At 55.6% G+C, this 19,417-nt stretch carries 20 protein-coding genes; 6 read left to right on the top strand and 14 right to left on the bottom strand.

Annotated features, from left to right (window positions below; genetic code table 11):
• Positions 1 to 43: 43 nt before the first annotated feature.
• The 7 genes from nikR to CHU32_RS12265 form a co-directional block, all read right to left on the bottom strand.
• Positions 44 to 445 (bottom strand): nickel-responsive transcriptional regulator NikR, encoded by a 402-nt coding sequence (gene nikR, locus CHU32_RS12295; protein ID WP_103675814.1) that lies wholly within the window; start codon positions 443 to 445, stop codon positions 44 to 46.
• A gap of 10 nt (positions 446 to 455) precedes the next feature.
• Complete coding sequence (nikE, locus tag CHU32_RS12290; RefSeq protein ID WP_103675813.1) at positions 456 to 1,232, bottom strand: nickel import ATP-binding protein NikE; 777 nt, start codon at positions 1,230 to 1,232, stop codon at positions 456 to 458.
• Positions 1,229 to 1,993 (bottom strand): nickel import ATP-binding protein NikD, encoded by a 765-nt coding sequence (gene nikD, locus CHU32_RS12285; protein WP_103675812.1) that lies wholly within the window; start codon positions 1,991 to 1,993, stop codon positions 1,229 to 1,231. The genes nikE and nikD overlap by 4 nt, the downstream gene beginning before the upstream one ends.
• Positions 1,993 to 2,826, bottom strand: coding sequence for a nickel ABC transporter permease subunit NikC (nikC, locus tag CHU32_RS12280; RefSeq protein WP_103675811.1), 834 nt, complete (start codon positions 2,824 to 2,826; stop codon positions 1,993 to 1,995). The genes nikD and nikC overlap by 1 nt, the downstream gene beginning before the upstream one ends.
• A complete protein-coding gene (gene nikB / locus CHU32_RS12275) occupies positions 2,823 to 3,767 on the bottom strand; it encodes a nickel ABC transporter permease subunit NikB (protein ID WP_103675810.1) in 945 nt (314 codons plus the stop codon). The genes nikC and nikB overlap by 4 nt, the downstream gene beginning before the upstream one ends.
• On the bottom strand, positions 3,767 to 5,341 hold the full coding sequence (gene nikA / locus CHU32_RS12270) for a nickel ABC transporter substrate-binding protein (protein WP_103675809.1): 1,575 nt from the start codon (positions 5,339 to 5,341) through the stop codon (positions 3,767 to 3,769). The genes nikB and nikA overlap by 1 nt, the downstream gene beginning before the upstream one ends.
• A gap of 128 nt (positions 5,342 to 5,469) precedes the next feature.
• Positions 5,470 to 6,330, bottom strand: coding sequence for a LysR family transcriptional regulator (locus tag CHU32_RS12265; protein ID WP_103675808.1), 861 nt, complete (start codon positions 6,328 to 6,330; stop codon positions 5,470 to 5,472).
• Between the two features lie 99 nt (positions 6,331 to 6,429).
• Between CHU32_RS12265 and CHU32_RS12260 the strand changes: the two genes are divergently transcribed.
• A complete protein-coding gene (locus CHU32_RS12260) occupies positions 6,430 to 6,936 on the top strand; it encodes a phenolic acid decarboxylase (protein ID WP_103675807.1) in 507 nt (168 codons plus the stop codon).
• Between the two features lie 142 nt (positions 6,937 to 7,078).
• On the opposite strand, the gene CHU32_RS12255 is transcribed toward CHU32_RS12260, so the two are convergent.
• The gene (locus CHU32_RS12255) at positions 7,079 to 8,131 is read right to left on the bottom strand and encodes an AI-2E family transporter (RefSeq protein WP_103675806.1); all 1,053 of its coding nucleotides are present in this window, start codon (positions 8,129 to 8,131) and stop codon (positions 7,079 to 7,081) included.
• Positions 8,132 to 8,339: 208 nt separating this feature from the next.
• Between CHU32_RS12255 and CHU32_RS12250 the strand changes: the two genes are divergently transcribed.
• The gene (locus tag CHU32_RS12250) at positions 8,340 to 9,584 is read left to right on the top strand and encodes an MFS transporter (RefSeq protein ID WP_176691646.1); all 1,245 of its coding nucleotides are present in this window, start codon (positions 8,340 to 8,342) and stop codon (positions 9,582 to 9,584) included.
• Here the strand turns inward: CHU32_RS12250 and CHU32_RS12245 are convergent, their stop codons facing one another.
• Positions 9,585 to 10,145 carry a DcrB family lipoprotein gene (locus tag CHU32_RS12245; protein ID WP_103675804.1) on the bottom strand — a complete coding sequence of 187 codons (561 nt, stop codon included), beginning with the start codon at positions 10,143 to 10,145 and terminating at the stop codon, positions 9,585 to 9,587.
• A gap of 75 nt (positions 10,146 to 10,220) precedes the next feature.
• A complete protein-coding gene (locus CHU32_RS12240) occupies positions 10,221 to 10,886 on the bottom strand; it encodes a 7-cyano-7-deazaguanine/7-aminomethyl-7-deazaguanine transporter (protein WP_103675803.1) in 666 nt (221 codons plus the stop codon).
• 167 nt (positions 10,887 to 11,053) lie between these two features.
• On the opposite strand from CHU32_RS12240, the gene tusA reads away from it, so the two are divergent.
• Positions 11,054 to 11,299 carry a sulfurtransferase TusA gene (gene tusA, locus CHU32_RS12235; RefSeq protein WP_103675802.1) on the top strand — a complete coding sequence of 82 codons (246 nt, stop codon included), beginning with the start codon at positions 11,054 to 11,056 and terminating at the stop codon, positions 11,297 to 11,299.
• A 659-nt stretch (positions 11,300 to 11,958) separates the two neighbouring features.
• Here tusA and zntA read toward each other — a convergent pair.
• From zntA to rsmD, 4 genes are all read right to left on the bottom strand, one after another.
• Positions 11,959 to 14,145, bottom strand: a complete 2,187-nt coding sequence (zntA, locus tag CHU32_RS12230; RefSeq protein WP_103675973.1) for a Zn(II)/Cd(II)/Pb(II) translocating P-type ATPase ZntA — start codon at positions 14,143 to 14,145, stop codon at positions 11,959 to 11,961.
• A gap of 82 nt (positions 14,146 to 14,227) precedes the next feature.
• A complete protein-coding gene (locus CHU32_RS12225) occupies positions 14,228 to 14,854 on the bottom strand; it encodes a lysoplasmalogenase (RefSeq protein WP_103675801.1) in 627 nt (208 codons plus the stop codon).
• Positions 14,855 to 15,040: 186 nt separating this feature from the next.
• Positions 15,041 to 15,310 carry a DUF1145 family protein gene (locus CHU32_RS12220; protein WP_103675800.1) on the bottom strand — a complete coding sequence of 90 codons (270 nt, stop codon included), beginning with the start codon at positions 15,308 to 15,310 and terminating at the stop codon, positions 15,041 to 15,043.
• On the bottom strand, positions 15,300 to 15,896 hold the full coding sequence (gene rsmD / locus CHU32_RS12215; RefSeq protein WP_103675799.1) for a 16S rRNA (guanine(966)-N(2))-methyltransferase: 597 nt from the start codon (positions 15,894 to 15,896) through the stop codon (positions 15,300 to 15,302). Before rsmD ends, CHU32_RS12220 begins: the two co-directional genes overlap by 11 nt.
• A 193-nt stretch (positions 15,897 to 16,089) precedes the next feature.
• Between rsmD and ftsY the strand changes: the two genes are divergently transcribed.
• The 3 genes from ftsY to ftsX are packed head-to-tail and all read left to right on the top strand — an operon-like array spanning position 16,090 to position 19,314.
• Positions 16,090 to 17,592, top strand: a complete 1,503-nt coding sequence (gene ftsY / locus CHU32_RS12210) for a signal recognition particle-docking protein FtsY (RefSeq protein ID WP_103675798.1) — start codon at positions 16,090 to 16,092, stop codon at positions 17,590 to 17,592.
• A 2-nt stretch (positions 17,593 to 17,594) separates the two neighbouring features.
• The gene (ftsE, locus tag CHU32_RS12205; protein ID WP_103675797.1) at positions 17,595 to 18,263 is read left to right on the top strand and encodes a cell division ATP-binding protein FtsE; all 669 of its coding nucleotides are present in this window, start codon (positions 17,595 to 17,597) and stop codon (positions 18,261 to 18,263) included.
• Positions 18,256 to 19,314 carry a permease-like cell division protein FtsX gene (gene ftsX / locus CHU32_RS12200; protein WP_103675972.1) on the top strand — a complete coding sequence of 353 codons (1,059 nt, stop codon included), beginning with the start codon at positions 18,256 to 18,258 and terminating at the stop codon, positions 19,312 to 19,314. The genes ftsE and ftsX overlap by 8 nt, the downstream gene beginning before the upstream one ends.
• Positions 19,315 to 19,417: the final 103 nt, after the last annotated feature.

Raw genomic sequence — 19,417 nt, 5'->3', positions numbered from 1 at the left:
AGGGTTTATGCAAGACACAGGGTTCTGGCGTTAATAATACCTTTCACTCTTCCGCCGTCAGACACTGCAAATGCCCGTGACGTACTCCGCGTTGAGCGATCACATCATCAGCAAAATGCTGGATCTCATGCATATTGCCCTTTAGCACCGCGACTTCCAGACAGTCATCATGATTAATATGTACGTGCAACGTGGAGACAGATAAATCATGGTGGTGATGCTGCGCTGAGACGATGCGACTGGCAAGATCGCGCTTCTCATGTTCATAAACGTACGATAGAACGGCGTAACCATGTTGTTCCGCGTGTTGTGTATGATCGTGGGCCAGGGTGTTACGCAGAATGTCGCGGATCGCTTCGGAGCGGTTGTGATAACCGCGCTGCTGACTCAGGGCATCCAGCGTAGTAAGAAGATCGTCATCAAGTGTAATGGTGATTCGTTGCATCTGTAAGGCCCTATTGTTGAGTGCGGCGAAAAACAGGATATGCGGGAAGGACCGCCTGCTGGAGTGCCTGTCCTTCCGGTGTTTGTAGCTGCAAAGGAGACTGCACGACGGCGGTTTCGATAATAGCACCCCGATCCATAACCATTACCCGCTGGCAGAAACGTTCGACCAGCCGCAGGTCGTGGGTAATAAACAGACAGGCGGTGCCAAACTGCTGTTGCAGGCGCTTCAGCAGCCGGATGATGTCGGCCTGTAAAACCAAATCCAGGCTGGAGACAGCTTCATCCAGGATCAGCAACGCCGGTTGCACTACCAGCGCACGCGCAAGGCAGACTCGCTGTAGCTGCCCGCCACTGAGCTGGGAGGGGCGTTTATTCATCGTACTGGCGTCGAGTTCGACGGCGCGGAGCATCTCCTCAATGCGTTGCTGGCGATCTTTTTTCGCTACCGTCAGCAGGTGACGCATCGGCTCGGCGATAATCTCCCCCACCGTTTTACGTGGATTCACTGCGCTGATGGCGTCCTGAAACACCATCTGAATATCGCGACGAAACGCGTTGCGGGAGGCCCGGTTTAAGCGCGACAGCGTTTTGCCACGCCAGGCAATGTCGCCGGACTCAGGATGCTCCAGCCCGACCAGCAGCCGCGCCAGCGTGCTTTTGCCGCAGCCGCTGCGGCCCAGCAGGGCGACGCTTTCACCCGCCTGAAGCGTCAATGAAATATCCTTCAGTACCGCAGGCTGGTGCGGGTAGCTGTGGCTTAGCCCGGAAGCAGAAAGCAGCGTCATGCGGGTAACTCCATACCATAAAGCGCCAGATGCGCAGCCAGAAGACCGCGCGTAACGGGGTGCTGTGGAGCAGTGAAAATCACCTCCACGCTATTTTGTTCGACAATCTGCCCCTCATGCATCACCGCCACCTCATCCGCCAGCCGTGCGACGACGCCCATGTCATGCGTCACCAGCAGCATACCGGGAGCACGGTTTTGCATAATGTTGTCCAGCAGGTCGAGAAGGCGTGCCTGGGCGACGGCATCCAGATCGGTGGTGGGTTCATCGGCGATAATAAACGGCGCGTCGGCCAGTACCGCCATCGCAATCATCATCCGCTGTAACATGCCGCCGCTCATTTCAAAAGGATACAGTCTCAGTATGCGGTCCGGATTTTCCAGCCCGACAGAGGCTAAGGCGTGAGTAAGCGTTATATCATCTGCCGGTTTACCCAGCGCCCGGCAGGTTTCGCGCGCGTGAGTCGCCATGGTGTGTAACGGATTAAACGCGCTGCGCGGGTTCTGCATGATGGTCGCCACTGTAATCCCGCGTAGGGCGGCACTGTTGACGGGTTTGCCGTCTGCCAGCAGGGTTCCCGCCGTCTGACGCACACCGGCAGGCAGTACGCCGAGCGCTGCCGCGCAGGTCAGCGATTTGCCGCTACCGCTGCCGCCGACCAGCGCCAGCACGCGTCCACGGTTGAGCGTTATTGAAACATCGTGAACCAGCGTTTTCTCGGCCTGTAATGCGAGATGGTGTAATGCGATTTGTTGTGGCATCAGTGGGCGTGCTCCGTGACCAGATGAGGGTCGAGATGATCGCGTAGTGCGTCACCGACCAGATTGAAGGCCATCACGCTGATAAACAGTGCCAGTCCCGGCCAGAACATTTGCAGCGGCTGGGTCCAGATATACTGGCGCGCGTCGTTAATCATCACGCCCCATTCCGGCGTGGGCGCGGTAACACCGAGGCCAAGGAATGACATCCCGGCGACGTGCAGCATCATATGTCCGATATCCAGCGTCGCCAGCACCAGCAGGGACGGGATCGCCGCACCCGCCAGATGGTCAATAAAGACGCGAAGATGGCCCGCGCCAGACAGGCGTGAAGCCAGCACAAACTCACGCTGGCGCAGGGAGATCACCAGCGTGCGCACCATGCGCGCATACCACGCCCAGTGTGACAGCGCGATGGCAATAATCACGTTAGTCAGCCCGGTGCCCAGTACGCCGACCAGGAAAAAGGAAAGGATCGAGGTCGGAAAGGTCATAAAAATATCGGCCACGCGCATGGTGATCTGATCGACCCGACCGCCTATCAGCCCGGCGCTGCCGCCGACAATCAGCCCCAGCGCCAGAACCAGCAGCAGGCAGGCCATTACCGAGCCGAGAGAAACCCTTGTTGCCGCCAGCAGGCGAGAGAAGATATCGCGCCCCAGGTGATCGGTACCCAGCCAGTGCTGGCTATCCGGGGACAATAAACGTGACGGTAAATCAATGGCCTGCGGATCGTAAGGCAGCCACCACTGGCAGGTAAAGGCTACCACCGCCAGCAGGACGATGACGATCAGTGCCAGACGTACCGGCCAGCGTGAAGAGAGGAAAAAGTTCACGACTGCGCTCCTTCATGGCGACGAATACGCGGGTCCAGCACGGCATTCAGCAGGTCAACAATCAGGTTACAGACCACAAAAACCACCACCATAATTAACGTAAAGCACTGGATCACCGGGTAGTCGCGGTTAAAAATCGCCGAGACGGCGTAGCGCCCGACGCCCGGCCAGGCGAAGATATTTTCGATAATCATCGTGCCGCCGATCAGCTCACCAATGTGCATGCCCACGGCGGTAATGATCGGCAGCGAAGCATTGCGTAAAACATGATGCCGCTCTGTCTGTTTTTCACTCAGGCCGCGCAGCCGCGCCCAGGTGACGTGACGTTGCCCGGCCACCTCCAGCATACTGGCGCGTAGCAGACGGGCGTTGATCGCCAGCGACATAAAAGCAATCGACACCGCAGGCAGGATCAGATGCTGCCAGTCGCCATAGCCCATCGCGGGCAGCCATTTTAAATGGACTGAGAAGAACATCACCAGCAGGAACGCCAGCCAGAAATTGGGCATCGACACGCCGAGAAAGGCGATCAGCCGGACGATAAAATCCGGCAGGCGGTTACGATGGCGCGCCGCCCAGATGCCGAGCGGCACCGAGGTCAGCAGAATCAGTACCAGCGCCGCACCCGCCAGCAGTAGGGTGGCGGGAAGAAAATGCAGAATGTCATCCAGCACCGGCCGCTGAGTGGCGAACGAGATGCCAAAATCAAGATGCAGCGCCTTCCACAGCCAGCTACCGTACTGGACAGCCAGCGGCTGGTCCAGCCCCAGCATCACCCGCGTTGAGGCCACCATTTCCGGCGTCGGCGGCAGGCTGGATAAGCGCAGATAGTCGAGTGCCGGATCGCCGGTGCCAAGACGTAGCATCAAAAAGATCACCACCGACGCGGCAAAAATCATCGGGATCAGCAGCAGCAAGCGCCGCAGGGCATAACGCAACATCAGGGTTTCACCGGAGTAATTTGTTCAAACGGGATTTCAGAGGTGATCGGTGCATACGGGATCACCCCCAGTTCAGGTTTCGCTACTACCATCATCGACATATAGCTGATCGGCAGATACACCGCCTCGTTATGCAGGCGAGTAAGAATGTCGCGGTACAGTGATTTGCGCTGCGTCTCGTCGGTGGTGGTGAGTACCTCGCCAATTTCTTTGTCGATTTGCGCTTTGTCCGGCAGACCAAGCTGGGCCTGATAATCAGCATGGGACGGTACGCGCATCGAACTCATGAAGGCGTGCGGATCGTAAGGCGCGCCCCAGGTGCGGGAGAAAATCATGCCAAAGCGGCCATCGCGCATGCGGGCGAAAATACTGCTTTCTTCTTCGCCGATCAGCGCGACATCAACGCCCGTTTTGCGCATATCGGCCTGGATAATTTCCGCCATCGATTTACTTAACGCATCGGTGCCCACATATGCCAGTTCAATGTGCAGTGGCTGGCCGTTCTTTTCACGGATCGTTTTGCCGGCAGGCAGGGTCCAGCCTGCTTTTTCCAGTAGCGCACTGGCCTGGCGCGGATCGTACTGGCGGGGTTTCAGGCCAATATTGGCGTAAGGCACGCTGGGGGCGAACAGCGTATCCGCTACCTGCTGGGTGCCATACAGCGCGTTCTCAATCAGCGATTTTTTGTCCACCGCATAATTCAGCGCTTCACGTACCTGTAACTCGTTAGTCGGGGCTTTCGCTGAGTTCAGCGCCAGCATAACCGTCTCGGCGGGCGCGGAGAGCTGGGTGCGATACTGCGAGTCGTGGCTGAAACGGGCGAAGGTATCGAGCGGCAGCAGCCCTTCGTTACCGTAGAGCAGGTCGATATCGCCGGTCTCAAAGGCGACCGCGCGGGTGGTCGGATCGGGGATCACCTTGACGGTGATTTTTTTGATCGCAGGCTTAACACCCCAGTAATGGTCATTACGTACCAGCACGTCGTACTGATTCAGTTTCGATTCTTTCAGCACCCATGGCCCGGTGCCAATCGGCGCTTTAATGCCATGCATCGTTTCATTATCTTTAAATTGCGACGGGGCGATAAAGCGGAACGGACGTGGCAGTGCCAGCTCCTGAAGGAAGGGGTAATAGGCGTCTTTAAGCGTGATTTGCAGCGTGGTTTTATCAAGCGCTTTGACGTCGGTGATTTGATTGGTCAACTCCAGCCAGGCGTGGCGCTGGCGGTTGTCCAGCACCGCGCGGAAGTTTTCCACCGCCGCGTGCGCGTCGAAAACCTCGCCGTTGGAGAAGGTCACGTCATCGCGCAGGGTAAACGTCCAGGTTTTGCCGTCTGGCGAATGGGTCCAGCTTTTTGCCAGCCACGGTTTGACTGAACCATCGGCCTGATATTTTACCAGCGGCTCATAGACCATACTCTGGGCGAACATCTGATTAGGGGTGTAGAGATGGGGGTTAAGCGGACCAACGTTCACCGGCCAGGCGGTGGTGATTTCGTCAGGCGCTGCGGCGTGTGCGAAACAAGAGGCACAGGCAAGCAGTACCAATAAAGCATGGCGTAATCGGGTCAAAATGGAAGCCTCACACGATACGGGAAGTACGACTAAAGAAGTATGATGATTCTAGTAATTCATCATACTTTTGAACTGTCCTGGATCAATAGAAGGGCGGTCAGAAGGGCAAAGTATACGAAAATCCTATGTTAGTGCCCTCTCAGCAGTCGGATGAGCGTATTAACCTGGTCGTCCAGCGGCGCGAGGGTTTCTTTTACAATCAGGTGCAGCGGCGTGGCGCGGCGTACGCCGTGGTTTAGCGGCAATGTACGCAAAATGCCCTGTTCAAGCTGAGCCTGAATACGCTCTTCAGGTAACCAGCCGTAGCCAACCTGATACATCACCGCATCAATAGCGGCATCAACGGTGGAAAAGGTCCATGCATCGCGGGCGGGTTGCTGCGAATTATCCCGGTCCGCAATGCGGATCAGGGGCCAGTCGCGCAAAGCCTCTTCATCAAGCGGAGACTCCAGCGCAAACAGCGGATGATTGCAATGTGCGACGGCAACAAAATCGATATTCATCAGCCATTCACCTCGTCCGGTGAGATCCTGTCGCCGCGTGAGTACCATGATATCGGCATCGGTGTAGGCCGCCTGGTTTTCGATGCTGTTTTCCAGCACTTCCGTCAGACGTATCTGCGTCTGGGGCCACGCCTGTTGAAATTGTTTGAGAATGGCGAACAAGCGTCGGCGCGGAAAGATGCTGTCCACCATTAAATCCAGTCGTGTGCGCATGCCGTTTTGCAGCGTTGCGGCCCGGGTTTCCAGCCATGAGAAGGCTTTCAGCAACGGTTTTACCTGATTGAGCAGCAGTTCGCCCGCCGGCGTCAGTACCGCCCGGCGACCTTCTGGCACTAATAACGTAACGCCGAGCCGTTCCTGTAAAAGTGCCAGATTGTAGCTCACTGAAGACTGGCTACGATGGGTTTCCTCCGCCGCTTTGGCAAAGCTCCCCAGCGTCACCACTTGCTCCAGTAGCGCCCACTGTTCAAGGGTCGTTTTATGCATAACTTATCTGATAATTGAATGAATTTGATGCAAACATAGCGTTATTAATCTGATTTTTGAAGCATTAAGATCCTCACATCATCTGAGAGGAGGACAACCATGAGTACATTTGATAAACATGATTTAAGTGGCTTTGTCGGTAAACATCTGGTTTATACCTACGATAACGGCTGGAATTACGAAATTTATGTCAAAAATGACGTGACGCTTGATTACCGTATTCATAGCGGCATTGTGGGAAACCGGTGGGTAAAAGATCAGCGGGCATACATCGTGCGGGTAGGGGAGAGTATCTATAAAATTTCCTGGACCGAGCCGACAGGTACCGATGTCAGTTTGATCGTTAATCTGGGCGATAAGCTATTCCACGGCACTATTTTCTTCCCACGTTGGGTGATCAATAACCCGGAAAAAACGGTCTGTTTCCAGAACGATCATATCCCGCTGATGGAGTCGTATCGTGATGCGGGTCCGGCGTATCCAACAGAAGTGATTGATGAGTTTGCGACCATCACCTTCGTTCGCGATTGCGGCGCAAACAATGATGACGTCATCGCCTGCGCGGCGAATGCGTTACCTGCCAATTTCCCGCAAAACCTGTGCTAAAGCGGCTTCTTGTTAGCCAGCACATCAGAATGACGATCTGCTGGCTTTTGGCTGGGACTGCTTTCAGACCCGGCATAGACTTCGCGGCTATTCAGACTGCTCCAGCCTGCTCTCGCCAGCCATCAATTGGCCGTTTTAAAGACTACCCCGGCAACCGGCTTTTCGGCCTTCCCGGTCCCAGCAGGATCGCCAGCTTGCTGCCGCCTTTGGTGGTTTCCATCCAGATCTTACACACGCTGGTGAGCGGCACCGAAAGCAGCATCCCGACCGGGCCAAGCAGCCAGCCCCACACTAACAACGAGAGAAAGACGACCAGCGTCGACATCCCCAGCCGGTGCCCCATCATGCGCGGCTCTACCATATTACCGAGCACCATATGCACCACCAGGAACAATGCGCCAACCATCACAAACTCATACACGCCGTTAAACAGCAATGCCTGAAACATCGGCGGCACCGCAGAAAGTACTGAACCAATATTGGGAATGTAGTTCAACAAGAAGGCCAGCACGCCCCACATCAGCGCGAACTGTACACCCAACAGCACCAGTCCGAGCCAGACGATAGCGCCGGTCCATAAGCTGATTAACGTCTTCAGCGCCAGGTAGTGTGAAACGCCCTTTAGCGCGCGGTGCAGCCCGGCAATGTGAATTTGTGGATTTGCAAGTGCAAAACGCAGTTTATAGGGTACGTGACGCACTTCAAACAACATAAACACGACGGTCATCACCAGCAGCACGACGCTTGCCATCGCCCCGGAAAGCTGGGTCATCAGCGTGGTAGCGAAGGCCATCACTTTCTCAGAGTCCATCCGTCTGAGCATTACTTCGGGCGAGAGGTGTAGATTGAGTAACGGGATCTGCCGTTGCAGGTAAATCACCTTAGCGGTCAGCTCCTTATTATATTTCGGCAGCAGGGCGACAAAGTCGTTGAGCGAGGCGGCCAGCACGGCAAACAGGGCGGTCAACACAATCATCATCACGATAACCACGATGGTGATCGCCACCGGACGCTTCACCCCCCGGCGGATAAACCAGGTGACCAGTGGATTCAGAACAATAGCGAAAAAAAGCGCCAGTAGAAGCTGAACAATGATATCGGCTGCGGCATGAATACCCGCCAGAATAATGACCAGCGCGGCCAGTTTTAACAAAATATGCAGGCCCGCTTTTTGGTCGGGATTTGGGGTAATCATCGAATGGTTCCTTGTCCGAGAATGCACTGCGGGTATGCCCTTCATCCTCTGTATGGCCTTTGTCCAGGCCGCACTTGCTCGCCTCAGTCACATACTTCTGAGTAGCCGCCTGAAACGTGATTGAGTTGAGTATAGCGCTTTGTCCGATATCCGCCGGAGACACAAAATCTGAAAAGGACTGCAACATTTCATATCATGCCGTGTAATATTGAAACATTGTTGTAAAAACGTGGTGATTGTTATGCCTGAACCTGTCGCCGGGACGGAGCCGAGCGGCTTACGCCTGAACCTGCGAATTCTTTCTGTCGCTATTTTTAACTTCGCAAGCTACCTCACTATTGGTCTGCCGCTGGCGGTCCTTCCCGGCTATGTGCATGATGTCATGGGATTTAGCGCCTTCTGGGCGGGACTGGTCATCAGCCTGCAATATTTTGCCACCCTGCTCAGCCGACCGCATGCCGGGCGCTATGCGGATCTGCTCGGTCCGAAAAAAATCGTCGTTTTTGGCCTGTGTGGCTGTTTTCTCAGCGGATTAAGCTATTTACTGGCGGCGTCCGGCAGCGACTGGCCGGTATTAAGTCTGGCGCTGTTATGTCTCGGGCGGGTGATCCTCGGCTTCGGTCAAAGCTTTGCCGGAACCGGTTCGACATTATGGGGCGTAGGTGTGGTGGGATCGCTGCATATCGGACGGGTGATTTCCTGGAACGGCATTGTGACCTACGGCGCGATGGCGATGGGCGCGCCGCTCGGCGTCCTGTGTTATCACTGGGCGGGGTTGCGCGGGCTGTCAGTGATTATTATGGCGGTGGCGCTGGTCGCCTTGCTGTGCGCCTTACCGCGTGCGGCGGTGAAAGCCAGTCGCGGTAAACCAATGTCGTTTCGGGCTGTGATGGGCCGCGTATGGCTATACGGTATGGCGCTGGCGCTGGCCTCCAGCGGATTCGGGGTGATCGCCACCTTTATTACCCTGTTTTATGACGCCAAAGGCTGGGACGGCGCGGCTTTTGCGCTAACCCTCTTTAGCTGTGCATTTGTTGGCACGCGTCTGCTGTTCCCGAATGCGATCAATCGTCTGGGTGGGCTGAACGTGGCGATGATCTGTTTCGTTGTTGAAATCGTCGGACTGTTGCTGGTGGGCATAGCGGAGACGCCGCTGCTGGCAAAAATCGGTACGCTGTTGACGGGCGCAGGTTTTTCGCTGGTCTTCCCGGCGCTGGGCGTGGTTGCTGTTAAAGCGGTTCCGCAGCAGAATCAAGGCTCGGCACTGGCTACCTATACGGTGTTTATGGATATGTCGCTTGGCGTGACCGGGCCGCTGGCTGGATTGTTAATGACCTGGGCAGGCGTGCCGGTGATTTATCTGGCATCGTCAGGGCTGGTGGTTGTCGCGTTATTACTGGGATGGCGATTAAAAAAACGGCCTCCGGCACTGCCGCCGGAAGCCACGGTATGATTATTTGATCACTACGGTGTTGATGATATTTTCAGCGGCCGTTTGCGCTTTCTGCTGGTTATCAGCAGGCAGCGTGACCTGCAGGGTCAGCAGCTTGTTATCCACTTTGCTCAACACCACGGAAGACCATGCAGTCTGGCCTTTCGCAGAAATAATGCTGTCGAGCTGCTGCATGTCATGCCCTTTCACCGTCAGCGCCTTGTTAGAGACTACCTGCAATTGCGGGTCGCGGTTGCGCTGCTGATCTTCAAGACGTTTTGCCAGCACGTCTAAAGCTTCATTGGTATCATCGCCGACGATTACAATTACCGCTTTCTGCCCGGTAGGATCGGAATACACGTGCATGTTATTTGCCTGCGTACCCAGCTTTCCGCTCTGGTCGGACATATCCGCCGGGAGCGAGAAGGTCACTTTTCCGTCCATCAGGCTGACAGGCTGACCGGAAGCATTACTTTCTGCCGGGGCCGCCTGAGCAGATGAGGACGTTGAGTCGTTATTATCACAGGCCGCAAGCCCCATCACCAGCAGGCCAATACCGACATACTTAACCATCTTGCGCATTGACTTCTTCCTTATTCGATAAACGGCCATGAATGGCTCATGACCCTATCTTAACACAACCGCAACGCTGAACCTTTAACCCGCCTGCAATGCGGAGAAATCAGATTTATCCGTCAGGCGTTTTAACAGCATATTCAGCACCACGCCGTACATCGGCAGGAAGAACAGCAGACTGATAATGACTTTGAAACTGTAATCAACCAGCGCGATTTCTACCCAGTGTGTCGCCATAAAAGGATCGGAACTGCGCCAGAAAGCGATGAAGAAGAACGCAAGGGTGTCGCTGACGTTACCGAACAGCGTTGACGCTGTCGGTGCCATCCACCAGCGATGATTTTGCCGCAGACGGTTGAAGACGTGAACGTCGAGGATCTGCCCCAGCGCATAGGCCATAAAACTGGCTGCCGCGATACGGGCAACGAACAGGTTGAAATGCGCCAGCGCGCCGAATCCCTGCCATTCACCCATATAAAACAAGGAAGAGATCGCGTAAGACGCCAGCAGCGCCGGAGCCATCACGGCAAAAATAATACGTCGTGCCAACGGCGCGCCGAAGATGCGCACGGTAAGATCGGTTGCCAGAAAAATAAACGGAAAGCTAAACGCGCCCCAGGTGGTATGGAAGCCAAAAATGGAGACCGGCAGCTGGACCAGATAGTTACTGGAGATGATCACCAGCAGATGAAAAAGCGATAGCCAGATCAGCGCCTTTGTGCGCTGGGCGGAAGTAAAATGCATCATTTGTGACCTTTTTAGTGGTTGGGGTGAGGGAACCCAATAAAAACCGCCGCATAATACTGCTTTGAGCACGCTTTGCAACGGTTGTTTTTCACGCAATCGTTAACCTGACTTGCGTCGTCAAAAAGGCGGCGTAAACTATCGCCGTTTTTACATGACGTGAGATAACCATGACCGATTCGTTTTCCACTGCCGATCATACCCTCGACGCACAGGGCCTGCGCTGCCCGGAGCCTGTCATGATGGTACGTAAAACCGTGCGTACCATGCAGGTGGGGGAAACACTGCTCATCGTGGCGGACGATCCGGCGACAACCCGTGATATTCCGGGGTTTTGTACGTTTATGGAGCATGAACTGATAGCGAAAGAGACGGACGTATTGCCGTACCGTTATCTGGTGCGCAAGGGGCACTAATTTGCTGCCGCTCTGACGGCCCTGCCCGGTGGCGCTGCGCTTATCGGGCCTGCGTTTTTTTAACCCGTTGATATTTAATGAGAAAATGTAGGCCGGGCAAGGCGAAGCCGCCGCCCGGCATCTCACATGGTGCGGCCTGAGCTGCAATACCTGCCCGGTGGCGCTGCGCTTACCGGGCCTGCATTTTTTTAACCCGTTGATATTTAATGAGAAAATGTAGGCCGGGCAAGGCGAAGCCGCCGCCCGGCATCTCACATGGTGCGGCCTGAGCTGCAATACCTGCCCGGTGGCGCTGCGCTTACCGGGCCTGCATTTTTTTAACCCGTTGATATTTAATGAGAAAATGTAGGCCGGGCAAGGCGAAGCCGCCGCCCGGCATCTCACATGGTGCGGCCTGAGCTGCAATACCTGCCCGGTGGCGCTGCGCTTACCGGGCCTGCATTTTTTTAACCCGTTGATATTTAATGAGAAAATGTAGGCCGGGCAAGGCGAAGCCGCCGCCCGGCATCTCACATGGTGCGGCCTGAGCTGCAATACCTGCCCGGTGGCGCTGCGCTTACCGGGCCTACGTTTTTTAACGCATTGATATTTTGCGAGAATACGTAGGCCGGGCAAGACGAAGCCGCCGCCCGGCAACGCGGTCACAATGCCGCGCTTCCTTAATCCCCTCTACGCAACAACCGCAGCGCATTCGCCGTAACCAGTACCGTCGCGCCGGTATCCGCCAGCACCGCCAGCCATAGCCCGGTCATGCCGAGTAGGGTGGTCACCAGAAAAATGCCTTTCAGTCCCAGCGCAATGGCGATGTTCTGCCGGATATTGGCGTGCGTCGCGCGGGCGAGGGCAATCATCTGCGCCAGGCCCGTCAGGCGGTTGTGGGTGAGCGCGGCATCTGCCGTTTCCAGCGCCACATCCGTCCCGCTGCCCATCGCAATACCGATAGTAGAGGCTTTCATGGCGGGCGCATCGTTGATGCCGTCACCGACCATGGCCAGCGGGGCCTGGCGATTCAGTTCGCTGACCGCCTGCACTTTATCCGCTGGCATTAACCCCGCTTTAAACGCCAGCCCCAGCTCATCAGCAATGGCAGCTGCGGCGCGTGGATTATCGCCGGTCAACATAATACCTTGTACGCCTGCCTGACGCAGCGCATTTACCGCATCTCGTGCATCAGGACGCAGCGTATCGCGCAGCGCGATAAGGCCAAGCGCATCGCCCTCCTGAGCCACCATGACTACTGTCTGACCTTTTTGCTCCAGCGCGCTGATCTGCTCATTAAATGCGTCACCGGGAAATTTCTCTGCCGCGCAAATTAGCAGCGTTTTACCGGCAACAAGGGCTTCAATACCGGAACCTGGCAGCGTACGCTGCGCTGTCGCTACCGGGATAAAAAGTTGACGGGATTGCGCTTCGCGGACAATGGCCTGTGCCAGCGGATGTGTCGATCCCCGCTCGACGGCGGCGGCGAGCGTCAGCAGCGTCTTTTCATCGACCGAATGGGGATAAACGCCCGTCACCTGTGGTTTACCCACGGTCAGGGTTCCCGTCTTATCAAAAGCAATTTGCTCAATGCGCCCGAGCTGTTCCAGCGCTGCGCCGCCTTTGATCAGTGCGCCACGACGGGCCGCCGCGGCCAGCCCGGAGGTAATGGCCGCTGGCGTGGAAATCACCAGTGCGCACGGGCAGCCAATCAAAAGCAACGTCAGCCCTTTATAGATCCATTCCTGCCAGGAGGCGGTAAACAGTAGCGGCGGAACCAGGGCAACCAGCAGCGCGATAGCCATCACTGCCGGCGTATAAATACGGCTAAAGCGATCGATAAAACGTTCAATGGGCGCGCGGCGCTCTTCGGCCTCTTCGATAAGCGTCAGGATGCGGTCGATGGCGCTTGCCCCGGGGCTTGAGGTCACCTCCAGGGTGACGAGACGGTCCACGCTGGTGGCACCCGCCGGGACGTTTTCTCCTGCTGAGCGTTCCACCGGGATAGACTCGCCCGTCAGAGCGCTCTCGTCAAAGCTGGCAAATGAGGTTAACAATTGTCCGTCAGCAGGCAGACGTCCACCGGCGGCGACTTCAATAACATCGCCCACATGCAGATCGTGCAGGCCGATGCTCTCACGTTTGCCGTCACGTAACCTTACGGCGGTTTCCGGCTTCAGCGCCATTAATGCACTGACTCCCTGACGAGCCCGGCTGGCAGCCCAACTCTCAAGCCGTTCGCCGATTAAAAACAGCAGTAGCACCATCGCCGCTTCCGCCGTGGCACCAATAAACAATGCGCCGAGGGCGGCGATGCTCATCAGCGTTTCAATGGCGAACCAGCTTCCGCTGCGGATCAACCGTAGCGCCTGCCGCAGGATAGGATAGAGTCCCACCAGAGTAGTAAGAATAAATGCGGCCTGACCCGCCGGATGATTGATACGCTCAAGCCCTTGGCTTATAAGCATCATCACTATCAACACGATAAGCGAAAGATTTTCCCGCAGGGGTGAGGTCTCAGGTGCAGGTGCCGCTTCACTGCGCAGCGTGTAGCCTGCTTTTTGTACCGCCTGTTCAACGCGTTGACTCACGTCCGTTGTGGCATTTACCGCCAGCCGCTCCGTAGCGAACAGCACTTGCACCTGCGTGACGCCTTCCACCTGACGCACCGCGTTTTCTACTTTTCGGGCGCAGGCAGCGCAGTCCATTCCCTCGACCTTCCATCGGTAGCTCGCATGAGTGAGCGTGTCTTGCACAACGGGCTGCTCACAGGCGGTGTCACTGCAGCATGGCGCGGCCTGTGGTGCAGCCGGCGTGAATTTGAGCGCAGAGAACTGAGGGGCTTTTTTGCCATCAGGGGCTGAAATCGACATTGTACCCTCCGGGTAATGATAATTTTCTCATTACCCGCAGCATACACTCTGGAGTCGACTCCAGAGTCAAGCCCTATCAGAGATAAAGTGAACGTACAATCAGGAAGTGCCCGGCAAAATAGCAGGCGGCTGCGATGGCGCTGTCGGCGCGAAAACGCCGACGATAATGACTTCCCAGCCAGACGACGTTACTCAGCAGCAGAAGTACCGCCCCCACGAACGCAGAGAGTGCCGTATCCGTCGGGCGGAAGAACCACAGTTCTCCGGCCAGCCAGACCATGACCAGCGTCATGGCGATGAACGTACAAATCGGCAACCGCAACTCTTCCAGCCGCGTCCAGATAGTGGCAATCAGCAGTGCGCCAATCACCAGCAGCACCAGCGGCAACGGCCAGAAGAACGATAGTGTCATCTGGCTGGCAAAGTAGATGGTGTAGAGTAAATGCGAGAGAAAGAATGCGCCGATGGCATACAGCAGACGCTGGCGCGACAGCAGCGTTAAGGCATCGCCTATCAGCGTTGCACACAGCCCGGCTAATACCAGATAGCTTACGGCATTAAACATAGGCGCTTGCCAGGCAAGCAGCAGTAAAAGTAATAGCGTGACAGGCTTAAAGACCCACCGTTGCCAGACGGGGCCACGGTAGGACGCATCGACATATAGCCATGCTGAAAAACAAACTGCGATAAAAGACCAGAGCATCATAATTCCTTGAATTCGCTATACTCGTTGTCTTCAGATTACAGATGTATGATCACTCGCCGCGTTAACACCTTTCTGCAACCCAAAATCCACAGAGCATATATTTACGCAGGCATCACGCCTGCAGCCCTGTTACTCAGTGTAGTGTCTGGCGTCGGGAGATGACAACGCCAGACCACGGCGCATTTATTTTTTCGCTTTCAGTTTTTTCTGCCAGGCGAGCAGTTCAAACACGCCAAACAGGAAGATACGCGTTTTCTCGCCAGTAGTGAGTTGGGGACCTTCTTTCGGCTGGGTGGCTTTCAGCAGCGCCAGTTGCAGTCCGTGCATCAGCACCATAAATACCATCGCGACATTAATGAAAATATTGGCCGGGTACTTAAAGGGATGAAACACGTTCAGTAGCAGAAATGCCCACACGCAGAGCATGAGCAAACGTCCTATATTAATCAGCATGTTGTTCTCCTTGCGCGTCGCGTTGGTACAGACGGTAAGCCACCTGGCCTGCGACTTTTTCCCGGTATAATTGCCAGCTAACCGGAACCGGCGGCATGCCATTCTCCGATTCGCTTTCAACATAAATGAGCGCGTCATCCGCCAGCCAGCCGTTGCTTTCCAGGAGGTTTAGCGTCTCTTCCAGCAACCCTTTGCGGAAAGGGGGATCAACAAACACGATATCGTGAGGCGTACCGGGGCGGTTAAGGAATGCGAGCGTATTCACGATCTCAACATGCCCATGCGTAGCCTTTAGTGTTGCAAGATTTTTCTGTAGCTGTTGAGCGACGTGGCGTTCCATTTCAAGCAGCGTTGCCTGAGCCGCATAGCGTGACAAGGCTTCAAGCCCCAGCGCGCCACTTCCGGCGAAGCAGTCGAGGCAGCGGGCATCGACCATTGACGGTGCCAGCCAGTTAAACAAGGTTTCTCTGACCCGGTCAGTCGTGGGACGCAGGCCGGGGCTGTCCGGAACCGGTAGTTTACGGCCGCGCCATTGCCCGCCGATAATGCGGATCTGGCCACTGCCTGCGGAATGCGGTTTCTTCATTTTGCTGCTCTGGTCACTATTTCGGCCTGCTATTCTAGCGATGCAACGCCTGCGGTGAAACCTTATTCCGCAAGCGGTGATGCGAGTTAAGTTAAGTGATAGACTAGTCTACGAATTTCATCCTGATTTTCAGCGCCCGACAGTATGGTGGCGGGGCTGAGCTTTGAATTAACAGCGGGGAGTGTGGTCGCAAATGGCAAAAGAAAAAAAACGTGGCTTTTTTTCCTGGCTGGGCTTTGGTCAAAAAGATGACGAGCAAACGGCAGCGGCAGAGCAAAAGCCCGAAGAACAGTTGCCGGTTGCAGATGAGGCTACGCCAGACACCGCGTCGCGTAGCGAGGCAGAAACCGACGCGTTTGCTGCTGATGTTGTTGAGGTAACAGAGCAGGTTGCGGAACGTGACGCGACGGAAGCCGTTGTGACGCCTGAACCGGTTGCCGAGCCTGAGGTGGTTGTTGACGTGGAACCGGTTGTCGAGCCTGAAGTGGTCATTGACGTGGAACCTGTCATTGAGCCGGAACCGGTCATCGAACCCGAACCTGTTGCCCTTGTCGAGCATGAAGAATTGCCGCTGGCCGAAGAGTTGACGCCTTCTGCGGTTGAACCGGAAGAGTGGATCAGCGAGCAGGAGCCGTCCGTGCCGGAAGATCTCCCGGTTAGCGATGAAGAGCTGGACGCGCTGGCCGCTGAAGCGGCAGAAGAAGCTGTTATCGTGGTACCGGTTGAAGAAGACGTACCGCAGGACGAGATTATCCAGGAGCAGGAAAAGCCAACCAAAGAAGGTTTTTTTGCGCGCCTCAAGCGTAGCCTGCTCAAAACCAAAGAAAATCTCGGTTCCGGATTTATCAGTCTGTTCCGCGGCAAAAAAATCGATGATGATTTATTTGAAGAGCTGGAAGAACAGTTACTGATTGCCGATGTGGGCGTGGACACCACCCGCAAAATCATCGCTAATCTGACGGAAGGCGCAAGCCGCAAACAGCTACGCGATGCCGAAGCGTTATATGGTCTGTTAAAAGACGAAATGGGCGAAATCCTCGCGAAAGTGGACGAACCGCTTAATATTGAAGGCAAAACGCCCTTTGTTATTTTAATGGTCGGCGTTAACGGGGTGGGTAAAACCACCACTATCGGTAAGCTGGCCCGCCAGTTTGAGCAGCAGGGCAAATCAGTCATGCTGGCCGCGGGAGATACCTTCCGGGCGGCGGCGGTTGAGCAGCTTCAGGTCTGGGGTCAGCGCAACAATATTCCGGTCGTCGCGCAGCATACCGGCGCAGACTCCGCCTCGGTGATTTTCGACGCCATTCAGGCGGCAAAAGCGCGCCATGTTGACGTTCTGATTGCCGACACCGCAGGGCGTTTGCAAAACAAAGCGCATCTGATGGAAGAGTTAAAGAAAATTGTCCGGGTAATGAAAAAACTGGACGTTGATGCGCCGCACGAAGTCATGCTGACGCTGGACGCCAGCACCGGGCAAAATGCGATAAGCCAGGCCAAACTGTTCCATGAGGCGGTGGGGCTGACCGGGATCACCTTGACTAAACTGGACGGCACCGCCAAGGGCGGAGTGATCTTCTCCGTCGCCGATCAGTTCGAAATTCCGATCCGATATATCGGGGTCGGTGAACGTATAGAGGACTTGCGTCCGTTTAATGCGGGCGATTTTATAGAGGCACTTTTTGCCCGAGAGGATTAACAATGATTCGCTTTGAACACGTCAGCAAAGCCTATCTCGGTGGGAGACAAGCGTTGCAGGGAGTGACTTTTCACCTGCAACAAGGCGAGATGGCCTTCCTGACCGGGCACTCAGGCGCAGGGAAAAGTACGCTGCTGAAGCTGATCTGTGGCATCGAGCGGCCCAGCGCCGGAAAAATTTACTTCAGCGGTCATGATATTAGCCGTCTTAAAAACCGTGAAGTACCGTTTTTGCGTCGGCAAATTGGAATGATCTTCCAGGATCACCACCTGCTGATGGATCGCACGGTGTTTGATAACGTCGCTATTCCGCTGATCATCGCGGGTGCCAGCGGCGATGATATTCGTCGTCGCGTTTCGGCGGCACTGGATAAAGTCGGTCTGCTTGATAAAGCGCGAAACTTTCCGATTCAGCTTTCCGGCGGTGAACAGCAGCGCGTGGGGATTGCCCGTGCGGTGGTGAATAAACCTGCCGTATTGCTGGCGGACGAACCGACCGGCAACCTGGATGATGCGCTGTCTGAGGGGATCTTACGGCTATTCGAAGAGTTTAACCGCGTTGGGGTAACGGTGCTGATGGCGACGCACGATATCGGGCTGATTTCCCGTCGTACCTATCCGATGTTAACGCTCAGCGACGGTCATTTGCATGGAGGCCACCACGGTGAATAAACGTGATGCTGTGAATCACATCAGGCAGTTCGGTAATCGCTTCGACCGCTTCCGTAAGCCAGGCGGCGGTTCCGCAGACGGCAATCGCGGTGCGCCAAAGCGTAATAAACCTGCGCCTAAAACCGCCTCGCGTAAGACCAACGTCTTTAACGAGCAGGTGCGCTATGCGTGGCACGGCGCGGTACAGGATCTGAAAAGCAAGCCGTTTGCTACCTTCCTGACCGTGATGGTGATCGCCATTTCACTGACGCTGCCCAGCGTCTGCTATATGGTGTACAAAAACGTCAGCGAGGCGGCAGCGCAGTATTATCCCTCTCCGCAAATCACCGTTTATCTGGACAAAGCGCTGGACGACGATGCCGCAGCCCGCGTGGTGGGGCAGCTTCAGGCGGAGCAGGGCGTTGATAAGGTTAACTACCTGTCGCGCGATGAAGCGCTGGGCGAGTTTCGTAACTGGTCAGGTTTTGGCGGCGCGCTGGACATGCTGGAAGAGAACCCGCTTCCTGCCGTGGCGGTGGTGATCCCAAAACTTGATTTCCAGAGCACCGATTCGCTGAATACTCTGCGTGACCGCGTCAGCCGCGTGCAGGGCGTAGACGAAGTGCGGATGGACGATAGCTGGTTTGCGCGTCTGGCCTCGCTTACCGGACTGGTTGGCCGAGTATCAGCGATGATTGGCGTGTTGATGATTGCCGCCGTGTTCCTCGTCATCGGTAACAGCGTGCGGCTGAGCATTTTCGCGCGCCGCGATACCATCAACGTGCAAAAACTGATCGGTGCAACGGATGGTTTCATCCTGCGTCCATTCCTGTATGGCGGCGCGGTGCTGGGTTTTTCTGGTGCGTTGCTGTCGTTAATTTTGTCCGAAATTCTGGTGATGCGGCTGTCTTCTGCTGTTACTGAGGTTGCTAAAGTGTTCGGTACCCAGTTTGCACTCAGCGACCTCTCCTTTGACGAATGTCTGCTGCTGTTGCTGGTATGCTCAATGATTGGCTGGGTCGCGGCATGGCTGGCCACGGTTCAACATTTACGTCACTTTACGCCTGACTAATGATTTTCTGATATACTCTTCCCCTGCAATGCAATATTCCCTGTGCAGGGGAAGCGTAGCCGACCACTCCTCGTCTTCCCATGCCTTAATCTTTTATCCCGTG

It is taken from the genome of Superficieibacter electus (genome assembly GCF_002915575.1).
Taxonomy (GTDB): Bacteria; Pseudomonadota; Gammaproteobacteria; order Enterobacterales; family Enterobacteriaceae; genus Superficieibacter; species Superficieibacter electus.
This window is presented reverse-complemented; position numbering and strand designations above follow the sequence as displayed.